Below are 11,599 nucleotides of genomic sequence, written 5' to 3'. Positions count from 1 at the left end.
GGCGGGGTGGGGGGACGGGCCGGGCCGGTCACCAGGGCGGGCGGTAGCCCGTCGTGAGCTTCCGGCCGGTGCGGCGCCACTTCGGCTCCCGGTCCACGGTGTGTGCCGTGATCGAGCGGAGCCTGCGGATCACCGCCCCGTACGTGCCGCTGGCCACGCTGGACACCTTGGCGCCGGGGGGCTCGTCCATGAACGGCATGAACTTGTCGGGGAAGCCGGGCATGGTGCAGGCGATGCAGATGCCGCCGACGTTGGGGCAGCCGCCGATGCCGTTCATCCAGCCCCGCTTGGGGACGTTGCACTTGACGACGGGGCCCCAGCAGCCCAGCTTGACCAGGCACTTGGGCGAGTCGTAGGTGTGGGCGAACTGGCCCTGCTCGTAGTAGCCGGCGCGGTCGCAGCCCTCGTGCACGGTGGCACCGAACAGCCAGGTCGGGCGCAGCTTGTCGTCCAGCGGGATCATCGGCGCGGAGCCGGCCGCCTGGTAGAGCAGGTAGGTGAGGGTCTCCGAGAAGTTGTCCGGCTGGATCGGGCAGCCCGGCACGCACACGATCGGGATGCCGGCGTGCGACTTCCAGTCCCAGCCGAGGTAGTCGGGCACGCCCATGGCGCCGGTGGGGTTGCCCTCCATCGCGTGGATGCCGCCGTACGTGGCGCACGTGCCGATCGCCACCACGGCGAGGGCCTTGGGCGCCAGCCGGTCGATCCACTCGCTGGTGGTGATGGGCTGGCCGGTCTCCGGGTCGTCGCCGAACCCGCACCAGTAGCCCTCGGGCTTGATCTTCTCGTTGGGGATGGACCCCTCCACGACGAGCACGAAGGGGTCGATCTCCCCGCGTTCGCCCTTGAAGAACCACTCGATGAAGGTGTCCGCGCCGCCCACCGGGCCGCATTCGAAGTCGATCAGCGGCCAGTGCACGGCGATCTTGGGCAGGCCCGGGAGCGTGCCCGTGACGATCTCCTCGATGCTGGGCTGCATCGCTGCCGTCAGGGACACCGAGTCGCCGTCGCAGCTCAGTCCGGCGTTGATCCAGAGGATGTGGATCGGCGGGTCCTCTACCGTGCTCGGGGTTGTTGCATCCATGAGGAGCGCTCCTTGGGGACGGATGCGGGGATGGTCGGGGCCCCGGGCCGGGCGGCTGGGGGAGGCACGCACGGTGGGCCCACCCTTCTTGCTAACAGTCCGCGGCTCCCGGTGCCCTGTTGTGCAGGGCCGGTCCGGTGACGCGCCCGCCCCGCGCGGGCCGCGGGGCCGTGTGCCGGCCGGCCACGGGCCGGGCCAGGTGCGCGGGGGTGCCCTCCGGGGCCTCCTTGCGGGCGAAGGCGCGGCGCAGCGCGTGGTACGGCGCCCGCGGGTCGAAGAACGTCTCCCGCATCCGGGCCAGCTCCGCCTCCCGGTAGGCGGCGAGCGGCCGTACGGCCTCGTCCCGGTCGCGCCGCGCCTTCTTCCCGGCGACGGCGGACTGGGTGGCGGGGGAGGCCGCCAGGCGGACCGCGAGCCGGACCGTCTCCTGCGTGAACTCCTCCGGGCCGCAGGGGACCGTCCGGTCCACCAGCCCGATCCGCAGGGCGGCGTCGGCGCTCAGTGGCAGCGCCTCGGCCGTCAGGCGCTCCGCGGCGGCGTCGCCGACCCGGCGGGGCAGGGTGTACGTCCAGTACTCGGAGCCGTACAGGCCCATCAGCCGGTAGTGCGGATTGAGCACCACCCCCGCCCGGCACCAGACCTCGTCGGCGGCCAGGGCGAGCATCGCCCCGCCGGCGGCCGCGTTGCCGCCGAGCGCGGCCACCACGAGCCGGTCGGTGGTGGTCAGCACCGCCTCCACCAGGTCGTCCATGGCCGTGATGTTGGCCCAGGACTCCGCGGCCGGATCGGCGGCCGCCTCGATGACGCCGAGGTGGATGCCGTTGGAGAAGAAGCCCCGGCCGCCCCCGAGGACGAGCACGGAGGTCGGGCGGGAACAGGCCTCCCGGTAGGCGGCCAGCAGCCGGCGGCACTGCCCGGTGCTCATCGCGCCGCCGGGGAAGGAGAACGACAGGAATCCGGCCCCGCCCTGCTCCCGGTAGCCGATGTCCGACCACGCGCGCTCCTGCGGGCCCGCGTCCGCGGGCGCGGGGAGCTCCGGCAGCGGCGGCAGGGCGTCGCCCAGGGCGAGGACGGCGGGCAGCTTCACCGGGGCGGGCCCTTCGGGCGTGCGGCGGGCCCGCAGTTCCGGGATCCAGACGGCGCCGTCGGCCGTCGCCCGGCAGACGGCCCCCGCCCTGGTCGCCAGCAGCTCCCCGGGACGGCCGCGGAGCCCGGACTCCGCGTGGCCGCCGTGCAGGAACCACCGGCCGCCCAGCAGGTCGTCGAGGACGCCGGGCTGCGAGTCGGCGGCGCGCAGGGCGCGGAGCACCTGCTCCGTGGTGTCGCGGGCCCAGTCGATCCGGCGCTGCTCCTGGCGCAGGTAGGGCCGCGCCCGGCCCGTTGTCTGTTGCCGCGGGACATACGTGCCGGAGGCGAAGCGCTCGACGGCCAGCAGGACGGCGGCCAGTGCGGCGTCGGCGATCTCACCGCGATAGGCGTCGCTCTTGGCGACGGGCGGGAGCGGGCAGTCGACGGACGCCCAGACGTCGCCGGCGTCCATCTCCTCGACGGCCTGCAGGACGGTCACGCCCCACCGCTCCGCGCCCCCGGCGACGGCCCGGTCCAGCGAGGAGGGCCCCCGGTCGCCCACGGGACCCGGATGGACGATCAGGCAGGTGTACGCGGACCACACGTCGCGGGGGACGGCCGTCTTGAGCATCGGAGCCAGGACGAGGTCCGGCCGGTGCCGGTGCACCGCGTCGGACAGGGAGGAACCGGGGAGCACGAGCTCGACCGTGACGCAGTGGCCGTGGTCCCTCAGTTCGGCGTGGACACGCTGCGTGAGGCTGTTGAAGGCACTGGCGGCGAGCAGGATGTGCACGTGATCTCCCCTACGTCCGGACCCCGGCGACCGGCAGCCGAAGCACGGCCGCTGGCGATCGTCGACCCCGCGGGCCCGCAGGCCGGAGAGGCCTGCAGGAGGTGTCCCCCGGACGGGAGCGCATCCGCCGCCAGATGGTGGACACGCGGCGCGCATCCCCTCGGCGAAACGGGGCAGGAGCGGGATGCGAGACGGGAGAACATCATGATCATCCTTGGAATCATCCTGTTGATCGTGGGCTGGCTCCTCGGCATCTCGATCCTTTGGACGATCGGAATCATCCTCGTGGTGATCGGGCTCATCCTCTGGGTCCTCGGTGCCGTCGGACACTCGGTGGGCGGTCGCCGCCACTACTATTAGCCGCACGATGCACGGAGCCGAGCCGGCGGTCCTCCGCCGGCTCGTCCGCGTGCGCGGGGTCACGAACTCGGGCGGTAGACCGTCAGGGCGTCCGGCAGGGATTCGAGCACCAGCTCCCGGGGGGCCTCCGCGTACTCGCCGTCATAGGCGAATGCGGTGCCCTCCGGGATCTCCGTGATCCGCAGGGTCCGCAGCCGGGTGGCCGTGTGGACGGGGGAGCGGGTCAGCGGGCCCGCCAGGGCGGCGGCGAGCAGCCGGGGCCCGGGACGGCCGCCTCCGAAGGCGAGCCGCAGGTCGAGCAGGCCCTCGCCCAGACCGTCACGCCGGCGCGGGGCCGGACCGGTGCCGTGGTAGGTGCCGTTGCCCGCGAACAGCAGCCACACGCTCCGGGGCCGCCCGGCGAGCCGGAGCCGGACCGGGCGTTCCTCGCGCAGCACACGCCAGGCCGCCAGCAGCCCGGCGAGCACGCTCCCGATGCGCGGCGCCCACGTCAGACGGTGCTTCAGCAGGGCCGGGTACGAGCCGATGCTGAAGGTGTTGACGAAGTACCCCGGCGCGCCCCGCGAAGCGCCCGGGCCGGGGGTGAAACGACCCACGCTCACCCGCACCGCCTCGCCGGCCGCCAGGGCGCGGCAGGTGTCCTCGGCGCCGGCGAGGCCGAAGTCCTGGACGAAGTGGTTGAGCGTGCCGCCGGGGAACACCGCCAGCGGAACCCCCGCCCGCAGCGCGGCGGCAGCGGCCGCACCGATGGTTCCGTCGCCGCCGCAGACCCCGAGCACCGTGGAGCGGGATGCCGCCTCCGCCAGCGCCGCGGGCAGCTCCGTGCCCTCGCACTCGACGACTTCCGCCTTCGGGAGCCGGGCGCGCACCACGTCGAGCCCCGCCTCCGCGGCGCTTCCCGACCCGGCGTTGACCACCACCGTGAGTCCGGCCCCGTCCGGCAGCGCGGGCGCGTCGGCGGCGGGCCGCTCGTCGCCCGGAACGATGCGGGCCCCCTCCGCGTCGCGCGCGAGGCGTCGTACGAGGAGGGCCGACGCCACGCCCAGGGCGGCCCCGGCGGCCACGTCGGAGGGGTAGTGCACCCCGGTGTACACGCGGGAGAACGCGACGGACACGGCGACGGGGGCGAGCACGGCGCCCCAGAAGGGGGACTCCAGCGCCAGTCCGGCCGTGAACGCGAACGCGGACGCCGAGTGCCCGGACGGGAACGAGGTGGTCCGGGGCTGGGTCGCCAGCTGCCGTGCGAGGGGCACGCCCTCCAGCAGTGGGCGGGGCCGGCGCACGGTCCACTTGCCGACGCTGTTGATGGTCGCCGAGGCCAGTGCCAGCGAGGCGGCTCCGCGCAGTGCGGCCCTGCGGGCCCGGTGCGAGCCGACCGTGGCGATGACGGCGGCGGAGGCGCCCCACAGCACCCCGTGGTTCGCGGCCCGCCCGAGTCTCGGCAGCACCCGGTCGGCCCCGGGCCAGTGCCGCCGGGCCACCAGGTCGAACAGCTGCCGGTCCCATCGCGCGGCGGCGCCCCGCCAGGTCAGATCCTGCTCGGTCATCTCTCGTCCCTACTCGCGGACAGGGGTGACGAGTCCCCTGGGTCCTGTCGTCGGGTCCCCGTCTACCCCGCGACGGCGAATCGATGACCGGCCAGGGGTCACTGGCTCCAGGGTGCTCCGCGATCGGCGCGGCCGCCCGGCGGGTGGGCCGCCGGGTGGGCGGCCCGGGTGGGCGGCCCGGGTAGGCGGCCGCCGGGTGGGCACGCCGGGCCGGTGCGCCGGGTAGGTGCGCGCCGGGTCAGTACTCCGCGGTCAGGGCGAGCTGGCGTTCGCGGTCCTGCTTCAGCAGCCGCGGGATCGCGCCGCTCGGGGCCACGCCCAGTTCGGAGAAGAGGAGCTCCCGGTAGAGGCGGTAGCGCCGGTGCGCGTCGGCGACTTCGCCCATGTGCAGGCACGACTGGACCGCGATGCGCCGGGGGCCCTCCCGCAGCGGGTCGGCCTGGGCCGCGGCGTCGGCCAGTTCGAGCACGGCGTCGTGCTGCCGGCGCTGCAGGAACGTCTCTGCCAGCCGTTCGAGCGTCTGGACGCGCTGCAGCTTCCACTTCTCCTGGAACGGCACGAGCCAGTCGTGGTCCCATCCGTACAGCAGGGGGTGCCGCAGCACGCTCCACCGCTGCGGCTGCCACTCCTCCTCGAGCGGGGCTCCACCGGCTCCCGACACCGCCGAGACGAGCCGTGCGGCCGTCCAGTAGTCCACCTCCACTTCTTCGGCCAGGGAGATGGTGGTGTGCGTGGTCCGCAGCAGTGCCCCGCACGTGGCTTGATTCAGCCGCCACACGGTCTGCCGTAATCGCGCCGCCGCCCGGGCCGGAGGGGCGTCGGGCCACAGGCGCGCGGCCAGGTCCGCGCGCCGTACCGGGCGGTCCCCGAGCACCAGGGCCGCGACGAGCCGCTGCTGGATGTCGCTGAGGTCGGCGACCCCCCGATCCGTGCGGCAGACGAAGCCTGGCAGCAGCGATACGTGCACGATGCCGAAGCCTGTGGGGTTCATCGCACCTCTCGGGTCGTCCGACGGACCGTTGGCCCGCCGAATGGGCGTGTCAGTGATCTCCGGTGCCGACTTCCACGTTCGCTTCACATGAGCTTCACAACAGCTGTGGTATGAGCGTGAGGCACGGCATGGAGATCGTCAACACCCCCGCGTGGCCGGTTCCATAGGCCCGGATCCAGCCCCCCGACGCGCCGCCGGAAGCGGATCGGCCCTCGCGCGTATGTCCCCGTTCATGCCTCTGACACAACCCACATTCGTGGGGTTGTTTCACCGCACCGCCACGCGCAGTCTCGGTGGCGTCCCCGTACCGAACGTCACAGCGAAGGGTGGGAAACATGAGCTTCAACTCCCTGGAGGCGCTCCGTTCCGCCGGTGTCATCGGCGGCACGATGGCCCCCGCACTCGAGGAGTTCTACTCCAGCCTGACCCAGGAGGAGACCACCGTCCTCATCTCGACCAAGAACCGCCTCGCGGCGATCCTGCCCGACGTGGTGGCCCACTCCCAGGAGTGGTCCTCGCCCGAGGCCTCGAAGGAGGGCTGGGACGCCACGATGCTGTGTGCCTGCGGCGTCTGGTCCGGCTCCGGTCACGCGGCCGAATAGTCCGACAGTTCACAGGCGTGGCCCGGCGGCCACTGGCGTCGGGCCACGCCTGTGCCGGCTCAGAGAGGAGGCGGGATGCGAGGGAAACTGGTCCGGAGCCTGGCGCTTTTCGACGTGCCGAAGGATCTGACCTACTTCGTGAACGAAGAGGACCACCTCGTGGTCAACCCGGAGGCGGCCGCCCGGTGCGTCCTGAACGGGCGTGAATTCCGGGTGCTGCAGGCCCTGTCCGCCGCGCAGGCCCGCGGGGAGCGGGCGACGCTGGAGCCGGACGATGAGACGGAGCGCGCCCTCGCCAAACTCATCCTGAACTGGATCGTCTACTTCAACGGCAACAAGCCGAGGATCCAGCTCGGCGAACCGCCGCTGAGCTTCGCGTACTACGCCATCACCGACGGCTGCAACCTCCGCTGCCCGTACTGCTACGCATCGTCCGAGAAGTGCCTTCCGGGTGAGCTCGACACCGCCGAATCGATGGACCTGGTCTCGCAGATCGCCGAACTCGGCACCAAGGTCCTCGTCTTCACCGGCGGCGAACCGATGCTGCGCAAGGACCTCTTCCGGATCGTGGAGCACGCCAACGACAGCGGGCTGAAGTCCAACATCATCACCAATGCCACGATGATCCGGAACGAGGCGACGGCGAAGCGCTTCGCCGAGCTGTTCAACGTCGTCACCATCAGCCTCGACGGCGGCACGGCCGAGACCCACGACCGCACCCGCGGCAAGGGCTCGTTCGCCAGGACCCGCCGGGCGATCGAGCTGCTCAACGCCGAAGGCGTGACCCCGGCCATCAACCACATCGTCACCTCGGACAACATCGACGAGCTGGAGGACTTCGCGTCCTTCCTCGACGGGATCGAGATCCACAGCGTCCGCCTGATGAACCACAACGACCTGGGCCGGGGCGCCGGCGACGACGACGGCTTCGGCTGGGCCGACCACCTGAGGGTGCAGCAGCTCGTCTGGACCTCGCCGGTCGCGGGCAAGTTCAGGCCGGACGGCCCGAGGCCCGTCACCCCGTGCTCGGTCAAGGGCAACTGCGGGATGGGCGGCAACGAGATCTACGTCAACTCCCTCGGTGACGTCTACCCGTGCAAGCTCACCACCGGCAAGGGCGAGTACGCGGGCAACATCAGGAAACAGCGGCTCGCCGAGATCTTCGCCGGCCCGGTCCTCTCCACGATGCGCCGCAGCACGGTCTTCGGCGGCGAGTTCCACGCCGACTGCGAGAAGTGCTACATCAAGGCCAACTGCGGCGGCGGCTGCCGGGCCGCGCACATGTCGGAATCCGGCGACCTGCGGCGCAACAGCCGCCACCTGTGCCGGATCCTGCGGCACGGCGTCACCACGCAGCTGTGGCAGGAGACCGGAGTGACCCGCGAACAGCTCGCCCGCAACGACATCGCGATGACGGTCCCCCGCCTGGTCTCCACCGGAGAGGTGCACGCGGTCCACGATCAGTGGAAGACCTACGTCCCCACCCCCCGGCCCGCGATCACGGTCGGCGAACTCATTCCCATCATGCCGGTGAACAGGAGGCTGGGCGATGTCCCTGCACATCAGTGACGCGGTCATCTGGCAGGAGACCGCGGACGGGGTCTCGCTCTACCACACGGAGTCCGGCGAGTTCCGCACGCTGAACGCGACCGCCGCCCAGATCTGGGCGCTCGTGGAGGACGACTGCGACCGCGCGGAGGTCGGCGAGAAGCTGTCGCTCGTCTTCGCCGGGAACAACGCCGTCATGACGGCCCGGATCCGTGCCGAGGTCGACGCCTTCATCACCTCCATGGTCGAGGCCGAACTGCTCCTGGAGACGGACCAGCCGGCCGCGCGGCCATGACCAAGGCGGTCGTCCTCGGCGGAGGCTTCGCCGGCGTCCTCATGGCCAAGGTGCTCTCCGCACACGCCGACGAGGTCACCGTGATCGAAGGCGGCCGGTACCCGCAGCGCCCGGAGGTACGGACGGGGGTGCCGCAGGCGCACCACAGCCACGTCCTGGTCACGGCCGGCGCCGAGGCCCTGGAGACCCTGCTCCCCGGCACCCTGGAGGAGCTGCGGGACCGCGGCGCGCACCGGCGCGGGCTGCCGGACGGCGCGCTGATCCTGAGCGCGGACGGCTGGTTCCGGCGGCACGGGACCGGCGCCTACCTCGTCTCGTGCAGCCGGTGGCTCATGGACCACGTCGTCCGGCAACGGGCGCTGGCCGACGGCGCGGTGCGGGTGCGCGAGGGCACCCGGGTCCTCGGACTCGCCGGGGACGCCTCGCACGTGACCGGGGTCGTGGTCGCGGGCGGGGACGGCGGCCCCGAGCGCGTCGACGCCGACATCGTCGTCGACGCCACGGGCCGGCGCTCACGGGCCGGCCGGTGGCTGGCCGCGCTCGGCGGGCCCGGCGTCGAGGAAGAGGTGGTCGACCCGGGACTCGCCTATTCCACCCGGATCTACCGGGCGCCGGCCGGCCTCGCCGCCGCGATCCCGGCGGTCATGCTGCACCCGAGCCCCGAGGGCGGCGGACCGGCCCACGGCGCGACGCTCTTCCCCGTCGAGGACGGCCGGTGGATCGTCACGCTGACCGGCACGCGCGAGGCGACACCGCCGGCCGACGAGCGAGGGTTCACCGACTGCGTCCGCGCGCTGCGTTCACCGGTCGTGGCGGAGCTGCTCGCCGCGGCCGAACCCCTCGGCGGGGTACGGCCGTTCCGCGCGACCGCCAACCGCAGACGGTTCTACGAACGGCGGCCGCGGACCGAGGGGTTCCTGGTGGTCGGCGACGCGCTGACGGCCGTGAACCCCGTCCACTCGCACGGCATGTCCATCGCCCTGCTCAGCGCCCTGCTGCTGGACGGCGCATGGGCCGGGCACGGGGCGAAGCCCTCCGGCCTGCCCGCGCTCCAGGCCGCCGTCGCGGAAGTGGCGGACACCTCGTGGCGGATGGCGACCGAGCAGGACCGCCCGCGCGCCGCCGCCCCCGCGCCGGCCGGGGCCGGCCGGTCGGGTGGATCCGCCGCGTCCGCCGCGGCCGGTGGATCAGACGCGTCCGCGGCCGGGCAGCGGATGCGGGCCAGGATGGCACGGGCCCTGCTGACCAGTCCGCCGCTGATGAGCAGGCTCTTCCGCACCCAGACGCTGGTCCCCGCCGAGGGCGCCGCGGGCCCGCCCGCCCCCCTGGAGCGGCCCGCCCATCCGCACCCGCCCCTCGACACCGACGAGGCGGTCGCGCAGTTCCCCGCGCTTTCCGAGTGGTGGTTCTCGGGGCGCCGAAACCGGCAAGCCACCTGGGAAGAGAACCGTGACGACTGAAGCCGTACCGCTGATCCCGCACTCCGTCCTCTTCGGCAACCCGTCCCGCCTCGTGCCCGAGATCTCCCCGGACGGGACCCGCCTGCTCCACCTGGCGCCGGAGGACGGCGTGCTGAACGTCTGGGCGGCGCCGGTGGACCGGCCCGAGGAGGCCGTGGCCGTCACGCACGACCGGGGCCGCGGCATCCGCACGTACGGCCTCTGCCACGACGACCGCACGCTGTTCTACCTGCGCGACGAGAACGGTGACGAGAGCTGGCGGGTGCACCTCGTCGACCTCGTGACCGGCGAGGAGCGCTGCGCCACCCCCTTCGACGGGGTGCAGGCCCGCGTGCTCGCGCACAACCGGTGGCACCCGACGGCCATGCTGATCGGGCTGAACAAGGACCGGCCCGCCCTGCACGACGTGTACCGCCTGGACCTGGTCACCGGCGGGCTCACCAAGGTCGCGGAGAACCCGGGCTACCTCAGCTGGCTCATCGACACCGACCTGCGGATCCGCGGCGGTACGAGGATGAAGCCCGACGGCGGCACGGCCGTCTTCCTGGACCCGCCCGGCGGGCCCGACGCCTCGCCGCCCTGGCTCGACGTGCCCTACGAGGACGCCATGGGCACGCGCGTCATCGGCTTCGCGCGCGACGGCGCGACCTGCTACCTGCTGTCCTCCATCGGGGCCAACGCCTGCCGCCTCTTCGAGGTGGACGTCGCGACGGGCGAGCGGACCCTGCTCGCGGAGGATCCGGTCCACGACGTCAAACAGGTCGAGATGGACCCGCTGACCCGCAGGCCGCAGGCGGTGCTGTTCGCCAAGGACCGGGACGAACGGGTCTTCCTCGACGAGGAGTTCGGCAAGGACCTCGGCCGGATCCGCGCCGACCTCGAGCTGCGGGGGATCGACGGCGAGATCTACGTCGACCGGACCGACCGCTCCGGACGGCTGTGGACCGTCTCGGTGGTGACCGGCGCGGGCCCCGTCCTCTACTACGTGTACGACCGCGAGGCGGGACGGCTGCGCCGGCTCTTCAGCCACCAGCCGGAACTGGAGCGGTACCGCCTCTCCCCGATGGAGCCCTTCGAGTTCACCGCGCGCGACGGGGTCAGGGTGCACGGCTACGTGACCTGGCCGCCCGGCGCCGAGCGGCGCGGCCTGCCCGCGGTGCTGAACGTGCACGGCGGACCCTGGGCCCGCCACACCTTCGCCTTCGACGAGGAGGCGCAGCTGCTGGCCAACCGCGGATACGCCTGCGTCCAGGTCAACTTCCGCGGCTCGACGGGCTACGGCAAGCACTTCCGCAACCTGGGCGCCAAGCAGTGGGGCGCCGCGATGCAGACCGACCTGCTCGACGCGCTCGGCCACCTCGTGGCGGAGGGCGGGATCGACCCCGCCCGCGTCGCGATCATGGGCTGCTCGTACGGAGGGTACGCCGCCCTCGCCGGGGCGGCCTTCACCCCCGATGTGTTCACGTGCGCCATAGCCCTGTGCGCTCCGTCGAACCTGCTGACCATGCTGGCGGCCGGGGCGCCCACGCGCACCCCGCTGCAGGCCTTCATGCACGCCCACGTCGGTGATCCGGAGACCGAGCGCGACATGCTGTGGGAGCGCTCGCCCCTGTCACGGGTCGACGACATCCGCATCCCCGTCCTGGTGGTCCAGGGCGCGAACGACGTACGGGTGCCGCGGTCGGAGGCCGAGCAGATCGTCGCCGCGCTCGCCGCGAAGGGGCTCGCGCACGAGTACCTGCTGTTCCCCGACGAGGGGCACGGGCTGGCCAGGCCCGCCAACCGCCAGGCCTACTACACCGCGGTCGAACGGTTCCTCGCCGCCCACCTGGGGTGACGCGCCCGCGCCGG

Annotated in this window: 10 protein-coding genes; 6 read left to right on the top strand and 4 right to left on the bottom strand. The window is 73.0% G+C overall.

Annotated features, from left to right (window positions below; genetic code table 11):
* Window positions 1-28: 28 nt before the first annotated feature.
* Window positions 29-1,084, bottom strand: a complete 1,056-nt coding sequence (locus tag ACZ6Y1_RS33940) for an NADH-quinone oxidoreductase subunit B family protein (RefSeq protein ID WP_469639146.1) — start codon at window positions 1,082-1,084, stop codon at window positions 29-31.
* Window positions 1,085-1,175: 91 nt separating this feature from the next.
* A complete protein-coding gene (locus ACZ6Y1_RS33935) occupies window positions 1,176-2,945 on the bottom strand; it encodes an enoyl-CoA hydratase-related protein (protein WP_469639143.1) in 1,770 nt (589 codons plus the stop codon).
* 204 nt (window positions 2,946-3,149) lie between these two features.
* On the opposite strand from ACZ6Y1_RS33935, the gene ACZ6Y1_RS33930 reads away from it, so the two are divergent.
* Complete coding sequence (locus ACZ6Y1_RS33930; protein ID WP_469639140.1) at window positions 3,150-3,305, top strand: DUF6131 family protein; 156 nt, start codon at window positions 3,150-3,152, stop codon at window positions 3,303-3,305.
* A gap of 59 nt (window positions 3,306-3,364) precedes the next feature.
* On the opposite strand, the gene ACZ6Y1_RS33925 is transcribed toward ACZ6Y1_RS33930, so the two are convergent.
* Entirely contained in the window at window positions 3,365-4,852 is a 1,488-nt protein-coding gene (locus ACZ6Y1_RS33925) for a phosphatase PAP2 family protein (protein WP_469639137.1), read from the bottom strand.
* A gap of 238 nt (window positions 4,853-5,090) precedes the next feature.
* Complete coding sequence (locus ACZ6Y1_RS33920; protein ID WP_469639133.1) at window positions 5,091-5,843, bottom strand: AfsR/SARP family transcriptional regulator; 753 nt, start codon at window positions 5,841-5,843, stop codon at window positions 5,091-5,093.
* Between the two features lie 335 nt (window positions 5,844-6,178).
* Here ACZ6Y1_RS33920 and ACZ6Y1_RS33915 point away from each other — a divergent pair, with 335 nt between their 5' ends.
* The 5 genes from ACZ6Y1_RS33915 (at window position 6,179) to ACZ6Y1_RS33895 (ending at window position 11,585) form a co-directional block, all read left to right on the top strand.
* Complete coding sequence (locus ACZ6Y1_RS33915; protein ID WP_469639130.1) at window positions 6,179-6,445, top strand: StsA-related sactipeptide RiPP; 267 nt, start codon at window positions 6,179-6,181, stop codon at window positions 6,443-6,445.
* A 75-nt stretch (window positions 6,446-6,520) separates the two neighbouring features.
* Window positions 6,521-8,014, top strand: a complete 1,494-nt coding sequence (stsB, locus tag ACZ6Y1_RS33910; protein ID WP_469639127.1) for a StsB family radical SAM/SPASM domain sactipeptide maturase — start codon at window positions 6,521-6,523, stop codon at window positions 8,012-8,014.
* Window positions 7,995-8,288: a PqqD family protein gene (locus ACZ6Y1_RS33905; protein ID WP_469639123.1), complete on the top strand. Its 294-nt coding sequence runs from the start codon at window positions 7,995-7,997 to the stop codon at window positions 8,286-8,288. The genes stsB and ACZ6Y1_RS33905 overlap by 20 nt, the downstream gene beginning before the upstream one ends.
* The gene (locus tag ACZ6Y1_RS33900; RefSeq protein ID WP_469639120.1) at window positions 8,285-9,748 is read left to right on the top strand and encodes an NAD(P)/FAD-dependent oxidoreductase; all 1,464 of its coding nucleotides are present in this window, start codon (window positions 8,285-8,287) and stop codon (window positions 9,746-9,748) included. Before ACZ6Y1_RS33905 ends, ACZ6Y1_RS33900 begins: the two co-directional genes overlap by 4 nt.
* Entirely contained in the window at window positions 9,738-11,585 is a 1,848-nt protein-coding gene (locus ACZ6Y1_RS33895) for a S9 family peptidase (RefSeq protein WP_469639117.1), read from the top strand. Before ACZ6Y1_RS33900 ends, ACZ6Y1_RS33895 begins: the two co-directional genes overlap by 11 nt.
* Window positions 11,586-11,599 lie beyond the last annotated feature (14 nt).

This window comes from Streptomyces sp. NPDC053432 (assembly GCF_055585365.1).
The sequence above is the reverse complement of the archived record's forward strand: the minus strand, read 5'-3'. Positions and strand labels throughout refer to the sequence as shown.